The 25,038-nt window shown below is 65.4% G+C and carries 20 protein-coding genes; 17 read left to right on the forward strand and 3 right to left on the reverse strand.

Annotated elements, in window-relative coordinates; translation table 11 throughout:
- Positions 1 to 998: endonuclease domain-containing protein (locus tag JHN63_RS22470; RefSeq protein WP_307781958.1), on the reverse strand; the 998-nt coding region annotated here is incomplete at its 3' end.
- A 555-nt stretch (positions 999 to 1,553) separates the two neighbouring features.
- On the opposite strand from JHN63_RS22470, the gene JHN63_RS22475 reads away from it, so the two are divergent.
- The 7 genes from JHN63_RS22475 (at position 1,554) to JHN63_RS22505 (ending at position 9,610) form a co-directional block, all read left to right on the forward strand.
- Positions 1,554 to 3,077: a methionine--tRNA ligase gene (locus JHN63_RS22475; RefSeq protein ID WP_200683019.1), complete on the forward strand. Its 1,524-nt coding sequence runs from the start codon at positions 1,554 to 1,556 to the stop codon at positions 3,075 to 3,077.
- A gap of 129 nt (positions 3,078 to 3,206) precedes the next feature.
- Complete coding sequence (locus JHN63_RS22480; protein WP_200683020.1) at positions 3,207 to 3,881, forward strand: isochorismatase family cysteine hydrolase; 675 nt, start codon at positions 3,207 to 3,209, stop codon at positions 3,879 to 3,881.
- 249 nt (positions 3,882 to 4,130) lie between these two features.
- Positions 4,131 to 5,261, forward strand: coding sequence for a DNA polymerase III subunit beta (gene dnaN, locus JHN63_RS22485; RefSeq protein WP_200683022.1), 1,131 nt, complete (start codon positions 4,131 to 4,133; stop codon positions 5,259 to 5,261).
- Positions 5,262 to 5,442: 181 nt separating this feature from the next.
- A complete protein-coding gene (locus JHN63_RS22490; RefSeq protein WP_200683023.1) occupies positions 5,443 to 5,994 on the forward strand; it encodes a hypothetical protein in 552 nt (183 codons plus the stop codon).
- Positions 5,995 to 6,088: 94 nt separating this feature from the next.
- Positions 6,089 to 7,519 (forward strand): terminase large subunit domain-containing protein, encoded by a 1,431-nt coding sequence (locus tag JHN63_RS22495; protein WP_307781959.1) that lies wholly within the window; start codon positions 6,089 to 6,091, stop codon positions 7,517 to 7,519.
- A gap of 103 nt (positions 7,520 to 7,622) precedes the next feature.
- Positions 7,623 to 7,793, forward strand: coding sequence for a hypothetical protein (locus JHN63_RS22500; protein WP_200683025.1), 171 nt, complete (start codon positions 7,623 to 7,625; stop codon positions 7,791 to 7,793).
- Between the two features lie 47 nt (positions 7,794 to 7,840).
- Positions 7,841 to 9,610 (forward strand): hypothetical protein, encoded by a 1,770-nt coding sequence (locus JHN63_RS22505; RefSeq protein WP_200683026.1) that lies wholly within the window; start codon positions 7,841 to 7,843, stop codon positions 9,608 to 9,610.
- On the opposite strand, the gene JHN63_RS22510 is transcribed toward JHN63_RS22505, so the two are convergent.
- Complete coding sequence (locus JHN63_RS22510) at positions 9,600 to 10,160, reverse strand: hypothetical protein (RefSeq protein WP_200683027.1); 561 nt, start codon at positions 10,158 to 10,160, stop codon at positions 9,600 to 9,602. The genes JHN63_RS22505 and JHN63_RS22510 overlap by 11 nt on opposite strands.
- Positions 10,161 to 10,255: 95 nt before the next feature.
- Positions 10,256 to 10,930: a Crp/Fnr family transcriptional regulator gene (locus tag JHN63_RS22515; RefSeq protein WP_200683028.1), complete on the reverse strand. Its 675-nt coding sequence runs from the start codon at positions 10,928 to 10,930 to the stop codon at positions 10,256 to 10,258.
- A gap of 247 nt (positions 10,931 to 11,177) precedes the next feature.
- On the opposite strand from JHN63_RS22515, the gene JHN63_RS22520 reads away from it, so the two are divergent.
- The 10 genes from JHN63_RS22520 to argS form a co-directional block, all read left to right on the forward strand.
- Positions 11,178 to 14,387 (forward strand): helicase-related protein, encoded by a 3,210-nt coding sequence (locus JHN63_RS22520; protein ID WP_200683029.1) that lies wholly within the window; start codon positions 11,178 to 11,180, stop codon positions 14,385 to 14,387.
- Entirely contained in the window at positions 14,384 to 17,131 is a 2,748-nt protein-coding gene (locus JHN63_RS22525; RefSeq protein ID WP_200683030.1) for a DUF1156 domain-containing protein, read from the forward strand. The genes JHN63_RS22520 and JHN63_RS22525 overlap by 4 nt, the downstream gene beginning before the upstream one ends.
- Before the next feature lie 54 nt (positions 17,132 to 17,185).
- Positions 17,186 to 20,134, forward strand: coding sequence for a DUF499 domain-containing protein (locus JHN63_RS22530; protein WP_200683031.1), 2,949 nt, complete (start codon positions 17,186 to 17,188; stop codon positions 20,132 to 20,134).
- A gap of 163 nt (positions 20,135 to 20,297) precedes the next feature.
- A complete protein-coding gene (locus JHN63_RS22535) occupies positions 20,298 to 20,960 on the forward strand; it encodes a hypothetical protein (protein ID WP_200683032.1) in 663 nt (220 codons plus the stop codon).
- Between the two features lie 109 nt (positions 20,961 to 21,069).
- The gene (locus JHN63_RS22540; RefSeq protein WP_234477542.1) at positions 21,070 to 21,501 is read left to right on the forward strand and encodes a head decoration protein; all 432 of its coding nucleotides are present in this window, start codon (positions 21,070 to 21,072) and stop codon (positions 21,499 to 21,501) included.
- On the forward strand, positions 21,498 to 22,547 hold the full coding sequence (locus JHN63_RS22545) for a major capsid protein (protein WP_200683038.1): 1,050 nt from the start codon (positions 21,498 to 21,500) through the stop codon (positions 22,545 to 22,547). The genes JHN63_RS22540 and JHN63_RS22545 overlap by 4 nt, the downstream gene beginning before the upstream one ends.
- A complete protein-coding gene (locus JHN63_RS22550) occupies positions 22,544 to 22,753 on the forward strand; it encodes a hypothetical protein (protein ID WP_200683039.1) in 210 nt (69 codons plus the stop codon). The genes JHN63_RS22545 and JHN63_RS22550 overlap by 4 nt, the downstream gene beginning before the upstream one ends.
- Before the next feature lie 67 nt (positions 22,754 to 22,820).
- A complete protein-coding gene (locus JHN63_RS22555) occupies positions 22,821 to 23,141 on the forward strand; it encodes a hypothetical protein (protein WP_200683040.1) in 321 nt (106 codons plus the stop codon).
- Between the two features lie 148 nt (positions 23,142 to 23,289).
- A complete protein-coding gene (locus JHN63_RS22560; protein WP_200683041.1) occupies positions 23,290 to 24,048 on the forward strand; it encodes a methyltransferase domain-containing protein in 759 nt (252 codons plus the stop codon).
- Positions 24,049 to 24,140: 92 nt separating this feature from the next.
- Positions 24,141 to 25,038 (forward strand): arginine--tRNA ligase (gene argS, locus JHN63_RS22565; protein WP_200683042.1); only part of this gene is annotated, 898 nt, incomplete at its 3' end.

The following is a 25,038-nucleotide window of genomic DNA, read 5'->3' on the forward strand; positions in this document are numbered from 1 at the left end:
CACGTCACATACCGCCCTCTGAGGGATGCGGGGTGCTGCGGGACACTCGCGCATCCCTGACTTTCGGGGTGCTGACTGTGCCAGTGCGCGCACAACTTCTGCCAATGCCACCGGGCCTTGGTGAAGGAGGCCCAGCGCCGGTCGGGGAGGTTATCGCCGAGGTCCTCGAGGGCGATCCGGACAGCCAGATCGACCCAACGAGGCGAGTACCTCTCACCAATCAGCGCGCGGAGCGCATCCTCATCGGCAGGTTCATCGGTAACCCAGCCCGTCGCGCGCAGTTCAGACAGCTTCAGGGGCCGGCTCAGCAGAATCGGCACAACATCGCGCACGAAGGCTCGGCACTTCTCCTCGTAGCCAGGGATCGGTGCTCCAGGCAAGTCGTCGGCACGGCGAAGCTCCAGGAGATACTCCAGCGCGCCGGGGGTGCGGTGGGCAAACGTCAGGGCTCGCGGGCCTGGTGAGTTGACGCCATCATCGGGCTCTAGAGTGGCGAAAATAGTCAGATGCGGCGGCGTATTGGCAGGGTTCTGGAGGCGTTCCAGAACCTTCTCGACTTCCTCATCGTCGATGAGTGGCCCCGTCTTGATCCACTCGGTGTCACGACTGAGAGGCTTGAGGCTTATCTCAGTCCAGTAGACGTATCGCTGAGTCAGCTGGGCTTGGAGAATGGCTAGCCGACGCAGGTATTCGCCCTCTGCTATGCCGAGATACGGGAAATCGCTGGCAAACCGAGTCAGATCCACGGTCCCGCTCTGAGCGTACGCACGGTGCAGGTCCCCGGCCAGGCTCTGGAAGACGCGCCGGGGCATACGCAGAGCTGCCTCCAGGGAGCCGAGACGTCCGTTGCACTGTTGGCACAGCGCGCCGCGCACAAGGTCCGTTTCGTGATCATGGTCGACGGAGCGGGCGATATGCCCGCAGATCGCACACTGGGGATGACTGGCGAGGTAGGACGCCTTTGCTGACGACGACATCTCGCTGTATCGCAACACCACTCGGCGCCTCCGAAGCCTGGTTGCCTGCAAATGAGTTGATGTCTCTCGCGGGATCGTCGGACTGCCCCACCACGACAGAGATTTAGCAGGGGCCACTGACATATGCCGTCACCGTCGAGACGCCCGCCGAGCTGCTGGCACAGGGCATCAGTAGCGTAGGCGTCGCATAGGGCGAACCCTTCGCCCGCTATCGCACGCATATCCCAGTAGGCGAGCACTGCCCCCGCCACCGACCCCCATCGAGGTCCGGTTCACGCCGAGCACGAACCCGCGATGTCTGCACAGACGTGTACCCGACCGGGCATGAGCACTGCCGTGTTGATCTGGACCGATGGCACCTGGTACTGGGGCGGCACCTCGCCTCCAGTCAGAAATGCTTGCCGCGGACGCGGGCGTCGCTGCTAGCATCCCGGCATGATCGCGCCTTCGTTCCGAATCGAGATGATGCCCCGGCAGCGGGGCTGCTGATACCGGACGCGCAGGTTTCCGAGGCCCCGAGTCGGGGCCTCGTTCTGTTCACGGACTCGGAGCTCCGCCTCGCAACTGGAGGTTCCGATGACCGCACCACACCACTACATCACCACAACGATCCCGTACGTCAACGCCCGCCCGCACCTCGGCTTTGCCCTGGAACTGGTGCAAGCAGACGTCCTCGCCCGGCACCACCGCCACCGCGGCTGTGAGGTTCGGTTCCTCAGCGGAACCGACGACAACTCTCTCAAGAACGTCCTGGCCGCCGAGGCCGAAGGGGTCGACGTCCAGACCCTCGTCGACCGCAATGCCGAGGCGTTCGCCGCACTGCGGGAACCGTTGGCACTCTCCTTCGACGATTTCATCCGCACCAGCTGCGACCCGCGCCACCGCATCGGCGTGGAGCGGCTGTGGCGCCAGTGCGCCTCATCCGGTGACCTGTACCGCAAGCACTACGAGGGCCTGTACTGCGTGGGCTGCGAGCAGTTCTACACTCCGGCCGATCTGGTCGACGGCCGATGTACCGAGCACGGCACCGAGCCCCAACTGGTCGCCGAGGAGAACTGGTTCTTCCGGCTGTCCCGCTATGCCGACACCCTCCACGAGTTGATCTCCAGCGGGACCCTGCGGGTCGAACCGGCTGCCCGCCGCAACGAAGTTCTCGCTCTCATCACCGGCGGGCTGCACGACTTCTCCATCTCCCGCTCCCACAGCCGAGCCCGCGGCTGGGGCATTCCTGTACCGGGCGACGCCAGCCAGGTCGTCTACGTGTGGTGGGACGCGCTCGGCAACTACGTCACCAGCCTCGACTACGGGGACAATGCCGATGCCTATCAACGCTGGTGGGTGCAGAGCAAGCGACGCATCCACCTGGTCGGCAAGGGGGTGGTGCGCTTCCACGCCGTGTACTGGCCGGCCATGCTGCTGTCAGCGGGACTGCCGCTGCCCACCGACATCCTGGTCCACGACTACCTCACCGTCGACGGACGCAAGATCAGCAAGTCCAGCGGCAACACCGTCGACCCTGCGGACCTCGTCGACGAGTTTGGCGCCGATGCGGTGCGCTGGTGGCTTCTGCGGGAAGTCCCCCGGGTCGGTGACGCCGACTTCACCCGGGAGCGACTCATCGCCCGCGCCAACGCCGACCTGGCGGGCGGCCTGGGCAACCTCGTCAACCGGGTCGTGACCATGGTCCATCGCTACCGACAGGGTCACGTGCCCCTGCCCCGCGCCGAGGCTCTGGCCACGGAACCGCTGATCGCGGCTTGTCGTAGAGTCCTGGGCGAGGTTGATGCGGCCCTGTCCAGCTTCGACTTGCGGAAGGCAGCCTCCGCGGTCTGGAGGATCGTGGAAGAGTCCAACCGTTGTATCGACAACACCCGTCCCTGGGAGCTGGCCAAGGCAGAGCAGGGCGGTGACCGTGGGGCCGGGGAACGTCTCGACACGGTCCTTGCCGCTCTTGTTCAGGCATGCCGCGTACTGGGCGACCAGTTGCAGCCCTTCCTCCCGGATGCCGCCTCCCGTATCGCCGGGCAGGTTGCAGAAATCAATGGGGTTCTGCCGCCTGCGAACCCTCTGTTCCCTCGCATTGCCGAGGGCGACGCATAGGGCAAGCTCGACCTCACCTCGTGACGCTTCCGGCGGGAGCGGCTTCTCCGTCGCTCCCGCACCGCCCCTGTACAGCCGGTAGGTTGGCCAGCTCACGTCATCGTGTTGGTGTTGAGGATCGGGGGACTCATGCTGCCGGAGATCGGCGTGAAGCAGCATGAATGGCGGATCGAAGACAGGGAGTACGCCAGGCAGGAGGAACGTCGTGGCCGCCGGTTCGCGTTCACGCACCTTGACCCAGCCCGCACCGCCTTGGCGGTGATCGACATGGTGCCCTTCTTCGTCTCACAGAACCCGTACTGCCGAGGCATCGTGCCGAACATCAGCCGCCTCGCGGACAGCCTTCGAGCGGCGGGCGGCACGGTCGCCTGGGTCCTCCCGGCGGAGGGTGAGCGTACGGCGGTGCGTGACGAGTTCTTCGGCCCGCAGATCGCCGAACTCTTCCGCACCTCTGGTGGCACCGGGCCTCTGGCCGACCGCCTCTGGCAAGACTTCCTGGTCCACCGCGACGACTTGTTGGTCGAGAAGTCCGCGCCCAGCGCGTTCTTCCCTGGCCGCTGCCGCCTTCCTGAGCTGTTGGAGCAGCGCGACGTGGATACGGTCCTGATCACCGGCACTGTCACCAACGTGTGCTGCGAGTCGTCGGCCCGTGATGCCAGCACCCTCGGCTTCCGGGTCATCATGGTGGCCGACGCGAACGCGGCAGGTCGCGATCAGGATCACAACGCCACGCTGCACACTGTCTACAGAACGTTCGGCGACGTGCGTCCCACCCTGGATGTGCTCGACTTGTTCAAGGGGTGAGAGCCCCTGGAAGGTCTGCCGCCGTCCCCGGCCGGCGCGGCGTGCGGCCGGGTAGTGCGCTTTGGGTGTGGCTCTCCTGTAGTGAGCTCACCGTTCAGGGCATGAGCTGGTCGGCGTACGTCCTCATCGCCGGACGAAGTCCTCACGCAGAACGGGCCGGATCCCTCTCGGATTCGGGTCGCCCGGGCGTTGTCAGTGGCAACGTATAGCGTGCTCGGATCAATGGGTACGACGCGATGGGGGATCTACATGGAGTTCCGGATCGAGCGGGGCGTACTCGCAGATGCCGTAGGGTGGGCGGCCAGATCACTGCCCGCCCGTACGCCCGTGCCCGTGCTGGGCGGACTGTTGCTGGACGCCCGCGAGGGGCGGCTGCGGGTCTCGGGCTTCGACTACGAGGCATCTGCCGACATCGAGGTGGCGGCGGAGACATCGACGCCCGGCCAGGTGCTCGTGCTCGGGCGCAGACTGGTCGACATCTGCAAGGTGTTGCCCGATGCCATGGTGCAGTGTGCGCTGGAAGGTGCGCGCTTCACGATGGACGGGGGCGGGACGCGCTTCGGGCTGTCGACGCTGCCCACGCAGGAGTACCCGGCGCTGCCCGAGCTTCCGGCCTGGCGCGGAGTGGTGGATGGGGCCGAGTTCGCGGCTGCCGTCGGGCAGGTGATGATCGCGGCGAGCCGCGACGACACGCTCCCGGCACTCACGGGGATCCAGGTCCGGCTGGACGGCAATTCGATGACGCTGGCTGCCTCGGACCGATACCGGTATGCCGTGCGCACGCTGTCCTGGAAGCCAGAGGGAGCCGACTGTGAGGCCGTAGAGGTAGTAGTGCCCGGCCGCAGGCTGACCGAGATCTCCCGTTCGCTGGCGAAATCCGGGCCGATCCGTGTCGGATTGAACGGCTCGGGCAGCGGCCTGATCGCCTTTGAGGGAGCCGGGATGCGTACAACGCTGCGGCTGCTGGAAGGACGGCTGCCGCGCTACACCGAGCTGTTCGCGCTGGATAGTCCGGCAGTCGCGGTCGCGCAGCGGGAGCCACTTGCTGACGCGGTCCGCCGTGTCGCGGTCGTCGCGGAGCCCAACAGCCCCATCCGGCTCGACTTTTCCGCGCAGGGAACCGTTCTGCTACAGGCAGGGTATGAAGACGACGTCGCTTCGCAACAGCTCGCGGCCACCTTGAACGGCGCTGATGCCATGGCGGTCGCCTTCAATCCCACCTACCTGCTGGAAGCCCTCACCTCTTTCACCACCCCTCAGGTGCGCTTCGAACTCCTGGGCCCTGGCCAGCGGGCGATGCTGAGCGGCGTATCGGGCGGGGACCACATGATGCGCGATGAACATCGCCATCTGCTCATGTCTGTACGCCAGTTGAGCTGATGGCCTGAACGATCTCACTCAGCAGGAGCTACACCCGTGCGCTTTGGAGCGCCACCGCCGCTCCTGTCGCTTCGGGTCTCTCTGTGTCCCGGATCGTGATTTTGTGAACGCGCAGGTTACCGCGGTTCGCGGCTGAGTCAGGGATCATGGACAGTAGGCGCGGGGCCCAGGGAGTTGTGTCATGGGCCGCCCCAACCGCGCCACCCGGGCTGCCATCACCCAGCGCCGCGCCGACGCGATCGACCTCAAGCTCGCCGGCGTCGACTGGCTGACCATCGGCCGCAAACTGGCCGCCGACCCGGCCATCAACTCTGACGGTGTCGCATACCCGCAGGGATACGGCATCGACAAGTACAAACGCGGGCTGGAGCCGCCCACCGACAAACGGCTGATCGAGCTCGCCTGCAAGGACGTCTCCAAGGCCCTCGTCGAGCGCACCACCGCCTTGGACACCAACACCGATGAGCTGCGTCAGCTCATGGTGGAGCGACTCGAGCGACTCTTCTTCGGCGTCTACCGCGCCGCGATCCGCAACGGCGACTACCAGGCCGTGGACCGTGCGGTACGAATCATCGAGCGCAGCAGCCGCCTCCTCGGCCTGGACCGACCTGCCCGCACCGAACTGTCCGGCCCGGACGGCAGCGCGGTCCAGGTGGAGACTGCGGGCCTGGACGAGCTGGAGCGGCTGATCGCCCTTGCCGGGGGCGATGCGGGCGAGGATGGCAAGAGCTGACGAGGCCGCGGTCCTCCAGCTCTACCGGTCGCTTCCCGCACAGCGACGCCGTGAGATAGCCGCAGCCTCAACCCCTGAACTGCGGGCTCGACTTGTGCAGATCGAGCGCGAGCTGGCGATGGACCGATCGCCGGGCGCGATGGCCTCCGTGCTCACCGACGGCCGGGAGATGCAGGCCCCCCACCTGGGGCTGATCGACGCTGCCTTCGAGCAGGTCGCGGCCGGGAAGCCGACTCGGTTGCTGCTGACCATGCCGCCCCGGCACGGCAAGAGCCGCAGGGCAGCCCGCTGGGCGCCACTCTGGTATCTGCGGCGGCGCCCGGAGCACCGGGTGATGATCGCCTCGTACTCCTCCGACCTCGCGGACGATCACGGTCGGTGGATCCGCGACGCGATCCTCACGTACGGTCCGCAGCTCGGCGTCAGCCTGCGCCCCGGCTCCAGCGCGGCGAACCGATTCGACCTGGCTGGCACCGAGGGCGGCGCGGTCATGGCCGGTGTCGGCGGCGGCCTCACAGGCAAGGGCGCCCACCTGGCCGTGGTGGACGACCCGATCAAGGACGCCCAGGAAGCGTCCTCGCCCACGATGCGCAAGCGCCTGTGGGAGTGGTGGCAGGCCGTCCTCCTGACCCGCATCGAGCCGGGCGGCTCGGTGATCCTGATTCAAACGCGCTGGGACGAGGACGACCTCGCCGGCCGTGTACTGGCAGATGAGGGCGACCGGTGGACGGTCATTGACCTCCCAGCCCTCGCCCTTTCCGAGGACGACGCCCTCAACCGTGCTATCGGCGCACCGCTGTGGCCTGAGCGGTATGACACCGACGCACTCGCCGAGATCCGCCGCTCGGTCGGCGAGCGTGTGTGGTGGTCGCTGTACATGCAGCAGCCGCGCCCGCAGGACGGCGGCGTGTGGCAGTGGCCGTGGATCACCGAGAACCGGACCAGCGCAGCGCAGCTGCGCGGTATCGACCTGGCCCGCATCGTCGTCGCTGTCGACCCTGCTGGCGGAGAGTCCGCTGTCGGTGACGAGACGGGCATCGTCGCAGCAGCGTCTGATCGCGACGGACACCTTTACGTCCTGGACGACCGCTCGGGAAATCGCGGTGCGGACGCTTGGGGACGCGAAGCGTGCTTGCTGGCCATCGAGTTGCGGGCCGACGCCATCGTGGTCGAGTCGAACTTCGGCGGCGACATGAGCACGCAGATCCTCCACCAGGCGTGGCAGGGACTGCAGCGTGAACAGCGTACGGAGGGCATGCTGATGCCCGCGGTGCTGCCGGTGACTGCCAAGCAGGGCAAGCGGCTTCGAGCGGAGCCGATCGCGCAGCTCTACGAGCAGGGCCGCGTGCACCATGTCGGCGAGTGGCCTGCACTGGAGCAGCAGATGGTGACGTGGGTCGCCGGCATGGACTCGCCGGACCGCATGGACGCCGCCGTCCACGCCCTCACGCAACTCGCCGCCCCCAACGAGGCCGGTTGCACTCTGACGCCGTACGGCGACAATCGCCTATCGGGTCGACGATGAGCACAATGAGGTCGCAGCGGGGAGTTCACGCCGGCACCCCGCTGCGCCTCCTACTCATGACGGGGCAAATCGCGAGCCCGTCACGAGTAGGAGGAGAGCGGTCATGGCGCAGGTTCAGGGGAATGACCCCGTGGAGGACCGCGGGCAGCAGGTTCTGGGCGAGCACCACCGCCCACTGCTGGAAGGGCTCCGCAACGTCCTCGATACCGAGGCGGGTCTGGAGAAAGTACTGCACCACGAGCGATCCGACCGACGCAGGTCCTCGATCACCTAGGGTGAAGAAGGCGCGGGGCCGACGTTACGGACCTCAACCCCGTGGGCTTGCGCACCTTCCTGACCGACGCCTGGTCGTGGCTCAACTACAAGCCGATCATGTCCGCCACGCACGACGGACGGCCTCACCGATCTCTGGCTCCTGAGCTTCACGCGACGTGGCTGCCCGATGAGGCAGTTCGTCGTCTCGCCGCGTACAAGCTCATGGCGGCCTACGACAACAATCAGGCCGGCGAGCTCGCCGCTCTCACAGGCAACGAAGCAGCTTCCGAGCGGCGGGAGTTCGGTGACGCGTCGACGTTCGTCGACACCGCACTCGCACACTTGCTGGGCAAGTCGCAGCAGATCATCGTGCCCGGCGCCGAGCACGCCACCGACGACACCCCGGCGCCCGAGGCTGTGGCAGCCGCGGAGGTACAGCAGCGCCTGCGAGCGTGGGCGGAGGCCGAGCTGCTCCCGCTGCGCATGCAGGCCGCCGAGCGCAAGGCCGTGCTCCTCGGAGACGGCCTCTACCTGCTGGCCTGGGATCCGAACAAGCAGCGAGTACGCCTCAAGACATACGACCCTGGCTTCTACTTTCCCGTGATCGAGGACGATGCTGACCCTGGCGACTATCCGCAGCGCGTGCACCTGGCTTGGGAGCTCCCTGAAGACCCCAAGAGGGGAATGAAGGCGCGGCTTCGGCGGATCACGTACGAGCTCGGCCCCATCACGCCATCCACGCGCAATCATGAAGGAGCGGATGGGCAGGGCATGCGGCAGCCGGTCGGCGATGGGGCGGGAGGGCTCGTCGTGGAGCACGGCGATCGCTACAACCCTGACTCCGGCCAGATCGAGCGGACCTACCCCTGGGCACCTGGGCGGACGTCGGCCGTTACGTGCTATCTGACCGACGCTGAATGGTCCTTGGACGATCTGCGGCACGGCCAATCTCTGGACGACCTACCCCTAGACAAGGCCCGCTTCCGCACCCGTGGAGACGGGGAAGTTCTACACCGGCTGGATCTACGGCTGGACTTCATCCCGATCGTCCACATCAGCAACACAGTGTCCGACGGTGAGCATTTCGGGCAGCCGACGCTCGCGAAGGTGATGCAGGCCCTCGACGAACTTGCGGAATCCGACACCGACTCCGCTCGCGCCTCCGCCACCACGGGCGCACCCATCATCGGCCTGGCCGGAGCCCGCCCCGAGGTCGACCGTGTAACCGGCAGGCCCAAGCCGCTCGCGGTCGAGCCTGGAACGATCTTCGCGCTAGCCGACGGCGGCCGCATGGACGTCCTCGACACCTCGCACCAACTCGCCGAACTTCGTGCCCGTGTTGAGGAAGTACGCGACAGGGCCGCCGTCAACGCCCGGCTCCCTGCTGTCAGCTTGGGCACCGTCGATCCTTCCGACGTGCCCAGCGGATACGCCCTGCAGCTGTCCCTCGGCCCTCTCGACTCTCTGGTCGACTCCATGAGGCTCGCGCGGGCCCACAAGTACACGTTGCTGTTGAAGATGGTGCAGCGGATTCACCAGGCCGGCCGCGCCGAGGGCTGGGCTGCCGGGGCCCCTCTGTCTGCTCACATCGTGTTCGGCCCGCACACCCCCACCGACCGGACGGCCATCTTGGAAGAGGTGGTGCGCGGCGTCACCGCGGGCGTGCTCTCGCTCGAGACGGGCATCCGCATGCTGCAAGACGCCGGGTATCCCATCGAGGACGCCCGTCAGGAAGTCGAACGGATCAGGGCCGGGCGACAGTCCGAGGCGGATGCTGAGCCGAAGCGCATCGCCTCGACTGCAGCCGAGGCGGAGACGGATGATGTCAGCGAGTAGATCCGGATTCTGTGTAGTGCTTCTCTGACTTCACTTCTCGTATCTCCAGAGTGAAGTCCTTGCCCGTCGGGCTGTCGACGTATGTCTCCTGCTCCGACGACAGCCCGTTCTCTGCCATCTCCCCGGGTTCCCCGCTGCGTTCCCTCTGGGTGATTTCGTACTGACCTCGGCTCCTGTTGTCGGGCCGTACCCCGGACAGGGTTATGGCATTGCTGCTGGTGCGCACAGGAGCACCCGCCCGCGACACGTCGAATCTGATCGTGTACGTCTTCGCCTCGGTGGAATCGTTGTATGCCGTCACCGATACGTGCGGTGTGTAAGTCCGGTCACCGTAATTGGGGATATTCGATGACGCCTTATCTACCGACTCGTAGGCGATCTCGATTCGACCGCCGTCAACGGGGACCACAGTCCGCTCCGAGTAAGTGAGCGTGTGATCCCAGCCGTCTCCGTCTGCTTTCGCGACGACGAAGAAGACCGCGGCAGCCGTCGCTACGCACGCTCCCGCGAGGGCGGTGATCAGCTTCGTACGATGCGAATACTTGCGCATGTTCCCCCCAAAGGTCCTGAATATCAGGATACGGGGGCGAACTAGACTGTTGATCTTGTTGGTGGAATCGCGTCGGCCCGTGTGGCCGCAAGAGCTCAGCGCGACCGCTTGGCGAGCCGCTCGACGTCCAGCAGGATCACGGCGCGCGCCTCCAGACGCAGCCAGCCGCGGCCCGCGAAGTCAGCGAGGGCCTTGTTGACCGTCTCGCGAGATGCGCCGACGAGCTGGGCCAGCTCTTCCTGCGTGAGGTCGTGCACGACGTGAATGCCCTCCTCGGACTGCACGCCGAACCGGCGCGACAGGTCGAGCAGCGCGCGGGCCACACGCCCCGGCACATCGGAGAAGACCAGGTCGGACATCTGGTCGTTGGTCTTGCGCAGTCGCCGCGCGACTGCGCGCAGCAGGGCCGCGGCGACTCCCGGGCGGGCGTTCAGCCAGGGCTGCAGGTCGCCGTGGCCGAGGCCGAGCAGCTTGACCTCGGTCAGCGCCGAAGCGGTGGCGGTGCGCGGGCCCGGATCGAACAGCGACAGCTCGCCGATGAGCTCGCCGGGGCCGAGCACGGCGAGCATGTTCTCGCGACCGTCCGGCGAGGTGCGGTGCAGCTTCACCTTGCCCACGGTGACCACGTACAGGCGGTCACCCGGGTCGCCCTCGTGGAACAGCGCATCGCCGCGCGCGAGGGTCACCTCACTCATGGAGGCGCGCAGCTCCGCCGCCTGCTCGTCATCGAGCGCCGCGAAGAGCGGGGCGCGCCGCAGAACGTCGTCCACGAGTTCTCTCCTATATCGACCAGCTCAAGGGACCGTCTGACTCCATCTTGCCGGACATACGAGATGACGTATGCGAATGGACCGAACCCTTGATCTTGGCGAATGAGGACCGCTTCGCCCCCATGCACCCGCGCCTCACCTTGTTCTGCCCTGTTCTGCGGCCTCCCCGGTAAGGTAGGGGGCTGCCAGCCATGGCGGCTGTACTGGATGGATATGACGCGGAACAGAGAGTAGCGAGTTCGGGGTGATGGTGTTCGAGCAGGGGCAGCGCGTAAGCCTGCCGAAGACCGTCGAGGGCTGGGTGACCATCGACGGCGCCCAGGAGACCTCCGGAGGCGGATGGCGCCTCTACGTAGAGACCGATGATCAAGAACTCCACCGTGTCGATCTCACCGCGGACGAAGCCTCCCATGTCCAGCTCCTAACGCAAGACGGCAGCGCCCCCTCATCCCGAGTCCTGGCCGGCATGTGGACACAGTGGATGTCCGCGGCCGCAACCAACGCGAAGAGCACACTCCTCGCCTCGTCACCCCTGAATCCATACGCGCACCAGGCCAACGCCGTGTACGGGGCCATGCTCCCCCAGCCGTGGCTGCGGTTCATGCTCGCTGATGAGCCGGGTACCGGTAAGACGATCATGGCTGGGCTGTACCTACGCGAGATGCAGCGGTACGGACTGGTTCGGAAGGCGCTGATTGTTGCGCCTGCCAACCTGGTATCGAAGTGGCAGGCGGACTTCGACCGATTCTTCGACGGCGGTCTACGCCGGATCACTGCCGAAACAGTGCGCGAGCACGCCCTCGATGTCACCCACGACATGTGGATCGTGTCCCTGGAGCTGGCGGCCGTCAACGGAGCCGTTCAGGAGGCCATCCGCCCAGACCGTGCGGGCTGGGACATCGTCGTCTTCGACGAGGCTCATCGGCTGACCCCCACGGCCCAGACCTACCACCGTGTCGGTCGGCTTCTGTCCCGAGCACCCCGCACCCTGCTCATGACTGCCACGCCCCACCGCGGGTCCGAGTGGCTGTTCCGGCACCTCCTGCACATCGTGGACCCCGACATCTACCCCGACCCGGGCTCCGACCAGACGCAGGACCTGCCGAAGCTCACTCCTGGCCCGATCCATTTCCTGCGCCGGATGAAGGAAGACCTCGTCGACTACGACGGGCAAAGCCACCTGTTCAAGCGCCGTCGAGCCACGAACCACAGAGTTCCGTTGAGTCGGCAGGAGCACTCCATCTACAACCAGGCACTGGATCTGGTTGACCGCTACATGCTCCAGAACGCCCAGCCTCTGGCCCGCATGGTCTACGGCAAGCGCACAGCCTCATCCCTCTTCGCCCTGCGCGAGACCTTGAAGCGACGGCATGAGCACATGGGCCGCCTGGCCGCCGCAGAAGCCTCCGTGCAGGCAGACCCCTACGGGGAAGACGAGGCCGGACGTGAGGAAGCCCAAGTCGTCAACGCGGACTCCACGGCAGTCCGCGCCGAGCGCAAGGCAATTTCGGATCTCGTCGAGCAGGTAGACCAGATCCTCCAGGACCGGATGGTCACCCCCTCGAAGTGGCGCATCCTTGTCGACGAATGCCTTGCGCCGGAGGGTATCCGCCCGGGAAATAGCGAACAGGCGGTGATCTTTACGGAGTTCGCTGACACGGCTGAGTGGATCGCCGAACGGCTAGCCGACGAGGGCTACACCGCTCGCATGTACTCCGGGCGTCAGCCGAACTCTGAGCGCGACGCCGTACGGGCAGCCTTCATGCGCGGCGAGTTCCAGGTCATCGTCTCCACCGACGCAGGTAACGAAGGAATCGACCTGCAGGTAGCGCACGTCCTGATCAACTACGACATCCCCTGGTCTCTCGTGCGGCTCGAACAGCGCATGGGCCGCATCCACCGGGTGGGCCAGACCCGAGACGTCGAGCTATTCAATCTGATCGCCGTCGATACCCGGGAAGGCGCCACCCTCCACCGACTCCTTGACCTGTTCGTGACAGCCGCCAACGAACTCGACGGCCAGATGTTCGACAGCCTCTCCCTCGTAGCCGAGCTGTCCGGCATCCGCTACGAGGAATGGCTCCAGGCTATGTACGGCGACGACGTGGAACGCCGGTACGCAGCGGAGGAGGCCGCTCGGCGTATCAATATCGCGGACCTGCGGCGGCGCGCACGGCAAGCCCGAGCGCAAGAGGCCGAGCTCGCCAGCAAGGTCGAGGCAATGGCGGCGCTCACGCTCCTGCAGAACGACCTCCTCGAGCGCATTAACCCGGCGATCGTCGAGGCCTTCCTCAAGCGGCTCGACTCGGCTGACCTCCTTCGCGTCCAGAACACAGCTGCCGGCGATGGCATCCTCCTGGTCTCGTCAAACGCCACCCTTCCCGCTGGGCTCGGCGGGGAGAAGCGGGCCCTGGTCGCCACGAGCAGCCAGGCCCTCAAGGACAACGCTGGGACCGCCGACATCTCTCGCGTCTTGGCGCTCGGCCCGGGCAGCATCGCCTTCGGTGACCTCATCGAGCACGTCTCTGACGCTCTCGCCCCCGATCTGTACCGCGGGGGCGCCGCGGAAGACCCCACGAGTATCACGGGCTACGAGTTGTACGCCTACGAAGCCACACTCACTGAAGTCGGCGGAAGGCGCCGCACAGCGTGGGCTGGACTCATCCGCGTCGACGAAACAGGCGACGCATATCCTGTCCGCTGGGAAACGCTCGCCAACCTGGTCCCCACAGCAAAGTCTGGCGGGGTTCCGCACCCGGCCCGCGAACAGCTTGCCGAGGAACGGGCCAATGAGCTCGCCACAAGCACCCGCACCAAGTACCAAGAGGTCCGTAACGAATGGTTCGCCGCCGCTCGACGTGACCTGGAGAATCTTCCTGTCGATCTCACCCACCAGGTCCCAAACCGGGATGAACGTCTGGCTCTGCGGAACCGTCTGCGTGACCAGACGCAAGGCCGACTTACGGAGCTCGAACGCCTCAGCAAGGTTGAGATCACTGATCCCGCTTGCGTGGCACGAATGCGGGTCTACGCGGGAGCGGTCGACAGTACCTCCGAGGAGAAGGACTCCGAGCGCATCGCGATGCGCCATGTCCAACGCCTCCTCCAAGAAGACGGCTGGGTCGTAGCAGACATCCACACGGAGAATCGGGGCTACGATCTCCAAGCAAGGAGGGGCCGGGAACAGCGGCTCGTCGAGGTCAAGGGGGTCTGGGACTCCGCTGCATCGCGGGGTATCCGGCTGACCGGAAACGAGGTGCTCATGGCGATGCAGCACCGACGAGACTTCTGGCTGTACGTCGTCGATCAGTGCAACGACGGCCGGGGGACCCTCTTCGGGAGCTTCCGTGACCCTATTGACGTGTTCGCCGGTGACATTCGCGGAGATGCAGTCTTCCGTATTCCCGGCTCCTCGCTGCGAACTGCCCGTGACCGCACTCAGGAGAGTCCCGCATGACCCGCATGATCGAACGCTGGTTTCCCTGCGCGGAGGTAAGCGACGCGTGCTCCGAGAGTTGGGGTAGCGGAAACACGGAGTCGAGTCTGTGGGTGTGGTTCGCGAAGCGCCCAGTCGCTCAGGCCAAGGCCGCCGTACTGACGAGTTTGCTCCCCTGGCCGGAGAGTGAAGCAGAGCAGCGCCATCTGCAGGGCCTCGTCCGCGACGCGCTGAAAGGCAACGCCGAAAAGGCCAAGGAGATCCACGAGATCCTGGAGAAGGAGTACGGCAGGAGCCCTCGTGTCCTCGACCCGTTCTCCGGACGTGCCATGATCCCTCTGGAAGCGGGACGCCTCCAGGCCGAGGCATTCGGCATCGACTACTCGCCCTTCGCTGCCCTCGGCGGCTCGCTCCTAGCCGATCTGCCCTTCCGTGACTGGAGCAAGGAGCCTGCGCTCCCCTTCAAGCCCGTACCCCGCGTCAGGCGCAAGGGCGAGCCTCTCCTTTTCGGGGAGGACGAAGACCGAATCGTTGCCGATGTGGAGAAGTTCCTTCACGAGGTGGGGCGCCGATTCCGCGCATACATGGATGAGTTCTATCCAACTCGTGGCGGACGATACCCGTGGGGATACCTGTGGGCGTCAACCCTTCCTTGCCAGGAGTGCGGGCGGCGATTCCCTCTGGTCGGCGAGCTCGAACTGCGGAGACCACGCCCCAAGAAGGACGACCAGGGCCAGAGCTTCCGTATCCACGCGGATCCGAAGACCGGCGTCTGTGAAGCCATCGTTCACAGTGGACCCCCGACAGGCACTCCCACGCGTGTTCAAGCGGGGAAGAGCAAGTACTCGGCCGATGGACGTGTCGCCGTTTGTCCTTTCTGCGAGCACGTGCACTCCAAGGCGGTTCACACCAGGCTGAGTGCAGAAGGCCACCGCGAAGACATGCTTCTCGTCGCTGCGGACATCGACGTGGAAGACGGCACCAAGGTCTTCCGACAGCCGAGCGACAAGGAAGTCGCTGCCGCCCAGCAGGCGGCAGAAGCTCTCAACCAGGAACCTCCGTTCGGCTTGATGCCGGCACGCCCTGACGAACTCATCGCCCCTGGAAACACTCGGACTATCCAGTCCGTGAACTATGGGGACCGCGCCTACGGTGACCTTTTCGAGGCACGCCAGACGCTTGGCCTTGTGCGGCTGGCCCGAGCCATCAACGAAGCGACCGAGGAATGCCTGACAGTCGGCGTCTCCACTGACTATGCGCGGGCCCTGGCTGGCTATGCCACGGCTGCGATGATGCGGAAGATCCGCCGCTCCACCCGAGGAGCACGCCTCCAGAAGGCTGGCGGGGCCCAGGTCGGCGACATCTTCGTCAATCAGTCAGCTGTGTCCTTCTCCTACGACTGGTTCGAGAGCGGACTGTCTTCAGGGCCGGGCTCGTGGGAGTCCCTCTCGAAGCAAACCGTCACCACGCTCCGCAACGTCCGGCAGCGGGCTACCGCGCTCCCTGCATCTATTCAGCGCGGAAGCGCAACTACGCTTCCATTCCGGCCCAATTGGATGGACGCAGTCGTCACGGACCCCCCGTACGACGACATGATCGACTACAGCGACTCCAGCGACGTCTTCTTCGTGTGGGCCAAACGTGCCATGCAGACAGCCGATCCCATGCTGTCCATGACCACGCACCCAGGCGGGGTCCAGGACAAAACTGAAGAGATCATCGTCAAGAGGGGCGGTGGACCCGCAGGCGACCACCGCACCCGAGAGCACTACGACAGCAGCATCGCCCGTGCCTTCGCCGAAGCACGCAGGGTCGTAGCTGAAGACGGCGTCGTCACGATCGTCTTCGGACACGGTGACCTTGAGGTCTGGCACCGTCTACTCAGCGCGATCTCCGCAGCTGGCCTGATCCTGACCGGATCGTGGCCGGCCAAGACGGAGTCCGGAGGAGCCTCGGCTACGGCCGCGAACATCGTCACAACCTTGACCATGGCTTGCCGGCCAGCACCTCCAGGCCGCAGCGAAGGCCGTCTTGCTGCGGTAGAGGCGCAAGTCAAGGCGGAGGTGAAACACCGTGTGGAGCTCTGGGATCGCTCCGGACTTGCACACACCGACATGCTCATGGCCTCGGCAGGTCCTGCCATGGAGGTCACCGGGCTCTACTCCCAGATCCTCGACGTCACAGGCAACGTCGTAGGACTGGAACGGTTCTTGATCGTTGCGCGAAAGGCGGTACAGGAAGCCGCGGACATCAAGGTCGTCTCCCTTCCGCTCGACTCCTTCGACGTTCGCACACGCTTCGCATTGTGGTGGGTACGCCTCTACGGCAGGCAGTTGGCTCCGAAGTCCGAACTACGGTGGCAGGTTCTCGCTGGCGACCTGGACATGAGCGATGTAAAGAACCTTCTGCACCAAGGTGATAAGGGCTGCCGGTTCCTCGCGGCCAAGGAGTTCAAGAGCACCATCACATCAGACTCATCGGTCATCGACGTGGCCTTGGCCATGGCCAAGGCGTGGCCAGACGGGCTTGATGCAGTCGCAGAAGTCCTCGTCGACGCCGCACGGGACAACGACGACCAATACCTGTGGTCAGCGATCAGCTACCTGGCGAACCGGCTGCCGGAGGGAGATGCCGACGTTGCAGCCTGGAACGGTCTCCAACGTGCTCGACGCGGTGTAGATGTAGCTGCGCGGAACATCGCGAGCGCGCAGATCCGTACCGCGCGTGAGACCGCCAAGAGCGACCTCAATCCCACCCTGTGGTAACGGTCGCGTGAAGCGGCAACCCAACCAATAACGATCAGAACGCAAGGAGTTGGAGTGACCAAGAGCGGTGTGACGCCGTGGTGGAAGGCGCTTCGGATCCGCCCTGAGATCCTGAACGCCTCGGGCTCCATCGCTGACGTACAGATGTCTCTGTACCACGCGGTTTACGGGACGGGGGATCAGCGTCCGCTGTACGCCGACGCGTCGTACTACGGCGAGATCACGCACCCCACAGGATCGTTGACCGATCTCTTGGCTCAGATCGCGATTCGGCTTGGTGGTGGAAGCGACTACGCCAAAGTCCCCTACGCTCTCCTCAGGCTCGACCAAGGCATGGGTGGCGGTAAGTCCCATGCGTGTATCGGCGCCTACCACCTCGGCTCGGCTCCGAGCAGTCTGGCCAAGACTGACATCGGCAAGGCCATCTTCAAGCAGGCTGAGACCATCCTCGGCCGGGCGCTCCCCAAGGACCTGGACAACCCGCACGTTGTCGTACTTCCCTGCGACAACATGACTCCCGGTGTGACCGTCCAAGAACACGACGGCCCCGCGAAGAGTCTCTACGAGCGATTCCTGTGGCGTCTCTTCGAAGGCGACTATTCACGCTACGACGCTTATCGCGAGCATTTCAGCAATCTGTCCAAAATCTCCGAAGCCATCACGTCGCTTGGCAGGCCAGTCCTGATCATTGTCGACGAGATCATGAACTACTTCGGCAACGGGCTCGACGGAGTCGGCGACGAGACACTGATCGCCCAGGACCAAGCGTTCATGCGGGCTCTTCTGGACGCAGTAACGAAGACACCACACACCGCAATGCTGGCCGTCATGATCGCTTCCGAAAAGGACTCGATCTCACTGACCGCCGAAGGCACACGCCGGCGCGTCGACCTCGAACGGCTCCTCGACCGCAACGGGAAGCCCCTTGGCGTGCACGAGAATGAGGACTTCGCAGCGATTTTGCGGCGTCGAATCTTCCTCAAGCCTCCAAAACAAGAAGTGGTTGACGCCACCATCCGCGACTTCAAGGAAGCCATGGAGAACGGACAGTGGAAGACTAAGGTCTTCGACGCGATCCGAGAACCGTGGACAAGCAAGTTCGCCGATGAAGTAACGCGCACCTACCCCTTCCATCCGCAGCTAATGCACATGGCGGAGCATGAGTGGGCGAATCGTGCAGGATTTCAGAAGGTGCGCTCGACCATAAAGGTGTTCGCTGCCACCGTCTACGAACTCCAGCAGCGTGGGAAGTCCGGCGGGTGGGCGCCGCACCTTATCGGTCCGGGCGACCTCCCGCTCTCAAGCAATCAGGTGCGTGAAGCCATCATCGGGTCCGGCCTCATCAGCGACCCGAAAAGCCAGAACAACTACCGCTCCCTGGCCCAGAATGACATCGTCGGCCTTCAGGACACGAGCGGCACAGCCCGGCTGATGGACATAGCGCGTGCCGCCGACGACCGTGCCCTGTGGCATCACTCCAACCCGCGCGCCGCTGAGCGTGCGGCCACCGCCGTCTTCATGGCATCCATCGTCTCCGGGCGCAGCCAAGGCCGCCGTGGCGCCACTGACGCCGAAGTCAAGGCAGCAACGGCAGTCGGTGACCCTGCCTATATGTTCGCGGACGCTGACACGGTCATCTCAGACCTGACCGACCCAGAGACAGGCCTGGTCAGTATCGAAGTAACTCCTGGCCAAAAGGGCCAGCCGATCCGCTACTTCCTGTCCACCGAGCAAACCCTGCTCATGCTGCAGCGTGCGATGCGGGACACCATCACCGATGCCGAGCGCGACGCAGCGATCGCCGACTTCGCCGAAGACCTTGCCGACACAGGCCCGTTCGATCGCAAGCAGTTCGTGCGGGCATCCACGGACGGTCAGTCGCCCCGAGACGTACTCGCCGGCGCCGGTATTGATGACGCCCGAGTCTCACGTCTCGTGGTGCTCGACCCTGCACAGTTCACGCTCCGCAACGGTGCCGATCGCGCGACCCGCGGCGCTGTACAGGCGGCGGTCGGCCTTGGCGATGACAAACTCCCGACGCGGTGGGCATCGTCCGTCGTCTTTGTAATCGCCAACACGCAGCAGCGGCATGCTGCGCGTCGGGTCGCGACCCACTACCTGGCAGCGGAGAGAGTCCTCAGCTACCCGGAGACACAGACCGACCCCGACATGAAGTCCAAGGCAACAGCCGAACGCAATGACGCAAAACGCAGCCTTGAAGCTCACGTAAAGCGGGCCTTCCAACATGTCTTGTTCCTGGCGCAACCCGACGACGAGGCCACACGCTCAGTCGACGAAGTGACGTTTGACGCCAAGACTGAAACCGCGCTTCTCGGTACTACCGTTTGGAAAGCTCTCGTTGAGAAGGGGAAAGCCTTCGATCAAGGAACGTTCACGGCGAGGGCCCTAATCCACAACCTTCGAGAGAGTGACTATGGGCGTCCACTCGATGAGCTTCGGGACTCATTCTGGAACACCCCAAGGCTTCCGCTCCTTCATGGCGGGCAGGACGATCTGCGGCAGGCGCTCTTCGATGCTGTCCAGCATGGTCTCCTCCGCATCGTCGACAGCGAGGACCAGGAAGTAGCAGTCACCGGAGTCTCGGAGATCAACCTCTCCAGCCAACGGCTTAGGCTCGGAAAACCTCTGCCCCCCGCTGTCGATGACGCGCCGACCCACGAGCCGGACAACGAGCAGCAACCAGAACCCTCCCCTGGCCCCAGCGGCGAAGCGGAACAAGACCAGGATGATTCCAGCGCAGATACACCTGCTCCGCCGAAAGAGAAGCAACTTGGCTTCTCCATCACGCAGAGCATGCTGAACAACACAGGTAACGCCGACGCTCTGAGCCAGCTGTTCAGGGAGCTGTACCAACTGGTCGACGGCAATGACGTCTCGTTCCTGCAGGGCCAAATCCAAGTGGTTGTCAACGCTCACGCCGTCGACAAGCTCACGGAGCGCGTCCAACAACTCGGGTCGTCCGTCATTGTGCGGGACTTGTAGCAGCTGGTGATCGGCGGATCCCGACGCCTGTGCCCTTGGCTGACCAAGGACACAGGCGTCGGGATCCGTTACTACTGTGCGCACCCACGCGCAGCCCAGAGTCCGCTGCTCGCCTCAGTAGACTCACACTTGGCGCGGGGCCGTCTGGGAGCAGCACTTCTTGATGACCCGCACCCTGCCTGACCCGAACATCGCGCTCGGCTTCCGCCGTGACGGCCGCCCGATCCTCCCCATCTTGGGTGCGTCCCCCGAGGACCCCTCGAATGACGAGGCGCCCCTCAGCCTCAGCCAGAAGCACCTGAATACCCTGATGGCCCGAGAGAAGGACCAGGGCGGCCGTGCCGCGATCCGTACCCTCGTCGACAAGCTCGGGTTCTCCAGTGCATCAGCACTCGAAGAGTTCATCACCCAGGCCCGCCATGTTGAGCAGGAGCAGCTGACCGAGGCACAGCGTCGTGAGCAGGCCCTTGCCGAACGCGAGCAGGCTGCCATCGCCCGTGAAACGGCGGCGGCAGCGAAGGAGCGGGATGCCTCCCGGCGCTCCGTACTCGTGAGCGCGGGCGCGGCAGGCCGCGATCTCGACGATGCTGTGGCGCTCCTTCGGGTCACAGACGATGCAGACGATTCGGCGATCGAGGAAGCCGTCCAGGAGCTGAAGGAGCGCCGGCCCGAGCTGTTCTCCGTCTCAGCGAGTTCAGGCCCAGCCGCTCCCGGCGGTGCTCCGGCGTCCGTGCCGCCGCCCCGCCCTGGAAGTGTCGACTGTACCCCTGGTGCGGCAGGCCTGGAGATGGCCCGTCGCCGCGGCCTGATCTCCACCTCCGACTAACTCGAGGGTCCGAACGACCCGCTCGGGGACCACGCCCCGCTTCCTCTTCGTGGACGGCTCCACCATCCGGTGAGTGCGCGACCGCACCGCATCACCAGGAGATAGCGGCTTGAGTATCCAGCCGTACACCACCTCCGTGACGGTCACCGCCAATCGGGACTGGCTCGCGTCCCGGCATGGCACCGACTCCACGGAAACCATCACCCTCGACCTGACGAAGCTCACCAAGAACGCCCACTACGTCGAGCCGACCGCCACCCAGCCGCACGGCTACATCCGCTCCGGCGTGCCCGTCGGCCGCATCACGGCCTCCGGGCTCTTCGGCGCTCACGATCCCGCGGCGAAGGACGGCCGCGAGGTGTTCGCCGGCCTCGTGTACGCCGAGGCGCCGTTCACCCCCGGCGTCACCAAGGTTCCGGCAGCCCTGTTCTGGCACGGCACCGTGAACACAGCGAAGATCCCGGGCGGTATTGATCCGGCCAAGATCGTTGCGAGCCCGGCCGGGGCGCAGATCCGCTTCCTCGGGGCGGTGAGCGCGTGAGCGTCGCCGACCTCCTGAAGAACGTCTCCGTCGCCGACCTCACGGTCTACGCACGCACGATCCCGAACCCGAGCGACTTCCTGCTCACCCAGACGGTGTTCGGCGAGGCCAAGGTGCAGGACGTGAAGTGGCGTATCCGGCAGAGCAAGCGCCGCGTGAACGCCGCCTCGTACCGGGCGTACGACACGAGCGTGCCGTTCGCGAAGCGGCAGGCCGAGTCCACGCAGACCGAAGGCACTCTGCCGGCGCTCGGCCAGAAGCTCCTCGTCGGCGAGATGGAGCAGCTCCTCCTGGACGCTTCCCGCGGCGCGGACGAGGACCGGCTGGTAGAGCTGCTGTACGACGACGTAGAGCGGCACGTCGAAGCAATCCGCTCCCGCCTCGAACTTGCCGCCGGCGACGTCCTGTTGGATGGCAAGTTCACCCTCACCGGGGAGAACGGCCTCACAGTCGAGGCCGACTACGGCGTACCGCAGGCCAACATGCCGACGGCACCGAAGCCGTGGTCTGACCCTGCGGCGGACCCGATCGCGGACGAGCTGCGGTGGATCGACCATCTCGACTCCATCGGCGCACCGGCACCGGAGATGGTGCTCACGTCCCGCAAGGCGTGGTCGCATCTGGCCTCGAACGGCGCGTACAGGGCGGCCTACTACGGCACCCCGGCAGGCGGGCAGACTCCCACTGCGACGCTGAATCCGCAACAGATCAACTCTGTGCGCGGCAACTACGGTCTGCCGCCGGTCACGTTCTACAAGGCTCAGGTGTGGCAGGACGACGTGTCCAAGCGGGTGCTGCCGGAGGACCGGTGGATCATGCTGCCGCCGGATCGTGCGAAGTGGGGCCAGACCCAGTACGGCACCACCACCGAGTCCCTAGCTCTGTCCCGCGGGACGAACCCGCAGATCGAGCGGGAGGACGCCCCGGGCATCGTCATCACCCGTGATGTCGAGGATGATCCGGTGCAGATTTGGACCAAGGGTGCCGCCGCGGCGATGCCGGTCCTGTACTCGCCGGACTGCCACATCACCGCCACCGTCCTGTGAGCGCCGCCGTGAAGTCGCTCGGCGCGCTCGCCGCGAGCGTCCATGTTCTCGACCCGGTCGAGGGCATCCCCGTGGTGCTGCTCGCCGGCGAGTCTGTGACGGACCCGGCGGTGGCCGAGCAGATCACTAACCCGCGCTGCTGGGAGGGCGGACAGCCGCCTGCTCAGACCAGCAAGCCGTCCGCCCGGAAGGCGAATCCCGCCTAGGGCCGACCCGCGCGGCGGGGAGGAGCAGATGCCGCGTCTCCTCCCCGCCGCCTCTTCGAGGAACTGTGTGAACAGCGATGTACTGCGCTGGCTCCAAGCCCAGCTCGGGCCCGACACCGATGCCCGCGACCTCACTAGCCGATACGAGCGGCTGAACTCCGCCAAGGCTGTCGCCCTGGAGGTCCTCCACGAACGCTTGGCCGCACTCGTCGCCGAGCCGCTCAAGGTCACAGTCAACGGCGTCGCCACCATCGACAACTCCGCCAACGTCTCTGCTCTGGAACGCCGCGCTGCGCAGATGCTCGACGAGACAGCCCCTGACGAGGCACCCGTCGCGCGGCATGACCTTCTGACGACTGTGCCGTTGAGTGCCCGGCCCAGGCGGTGAAGACTCCGTCGTAGCACCGTCGGCCGCGCTCCTACCAGCCAACTCCCTTACGTACGGAGGGTGTCGACCTGCAGCCATCTGCAGCGCATACGCCCTCTGGTGTGTGCTTTATGAGGCATGCACCGCGTGGTGCGTCGGGGAGGCGGTCATGTCCGAGACGAACGAGACGCTGCACGACCGGTTCATCGAGCTGGCGGACCTCCCTGCGGAGGGCTCCGTCGTAGACCTTGGCTGCGGTGCCGGTCCTGCTCTGGCCGCCTTCGCACGGCGGCACCCCAAAGCACGGGTCATCGGCTTCGACCGGGAAGCCGAGTCACTGGCAAAGGCTCGGGAGCGGCTTCGCAACCACGGCGGATCCGTTCAGTTGGCGTCCGCTGACCTGCGCGAGAAGCTGCCGCTTGATGACGCGAGTGTGGACGTGGTCATTTCCTCGAACCTCTTGGAGTGCCTACCCGCCCCTGGTGCGCTGCTAGGCGAGGTGTGGCGGGTGTTGCGTCCCGGTGGCCGTGCTGTGCTGTCCCATTCAGACTTCGACGCGCTAGTGATCTCCGGTGCCCCTATCCCCCTGGACAGGAAGATCGTCCACGCATTCGCGGATGATGCGCCACCGTGGATGGACAGCTCGGACGGCCGGATGGGCCGAAAGCTACCTGGACTTGTGCAGACTTCTCCGCTGGAGCGGACGCATGTGGAGACGCTGGTAACGCAGTCGACAGAGCTTGCTGGCCATGCGGCACGTCGGGTGGGCGACATTCGGGGAGCTTTGCGGGCCACCGCCATGAGGGGCCTCGGGCGGGTGGACACCGTGGAGGTCGAGGAGTGGTTCTCTGGGATTCAGCAGGCAGCAGTTGAGGGAAGATTCTTCTTCGCGGAGACAGCGGTGGTCGTTGCCGCTCACCGTGTCTGATGAGTTGTGGGCTGTGTGCCCGCAGCGTCTAGGAGCGCGTCGGTGGCGAAATTCCATGGACGGCCACCGTTCAGGCCCAATAGCTTCTCTGGATGGCGAATCTGGAAGAGTTGCTGCATCAAAGGCTGGCTCCTGCGTTCGAATCGGTGGCGGGTATCCCCGTCGATCCGGCCATCCGCCGATCCCAACGAGCACACTTCCAGTCAGACGCTGTTCTCGCTCTCGTCAGCAAGATCGGTGGCAACCCCCAAGACATCGCCGCCCAGGTGGTGAAGGCTGCTCAACTCGACGGCCTCTGCTCGTCGGTCGAGGTCTCCGGCCCCGGCTTCATCAATCTGACGATCTCGGACACAGCCCTGGGTCGACTGCTGGCCGTGAGCTGTAGCGACGAGCGGATCGGGGTCCCTCAGACCGGAGTGCCGGAGAGGATCACGGTCGACTACTCCGCGCCGAATGCCGCTAAGGAGATGCACGTCGGGCACCTTCGGTCGACGATCATCGGCGATGCGGCGGTGCGACTGCTGGAGTGGCTGGGGCACACCGTCATTCGGCAGAACCACATCGGCGAGTGGGGCACGCCCTTCGGCATGCTTGTCGAGCACCTTCTGGACATCGGCGAGTCCGAGGCCGCGCACGAACTGTCCGTCGGCGACCTCAACGGCTTCTACCAGGCGGCCCGGCGCAAGTTCGATGCCGACGAGCAGTTCAAGGATCGCGCTCGCAGGCGGGTGGTGTTGCTCCAGAGCGGCGACGAGACGACGCTGCGTCTCTGGCACACGCTGGTCGATGAGTCGAAGAAGTACTTCATGATCGTCTACGGCTTGCTTGGCGTGCGGCTCACCGAGGACGACTTCTTCGGCGAGAGCTACTACAACGATCATCTTCAGTCGGTCGTGGACGAGCTCGATGAGCTCGGGCTGTTGCGGGAGAGCGATGGCGCTCAATGTGTGTTCCCCGAGGGCTATAAGAGGGCGGTAAGTAACGTGTTGC

The organism is Streptomyces sp. MBT65 (assembly GCF_016612545.1).
Taxonomy (GTDB): domain Bacteria; phylum Actinomycetota; class Actinomycetes; order Streptomycetales; family Streptomycetaceae; genus Streptomyces.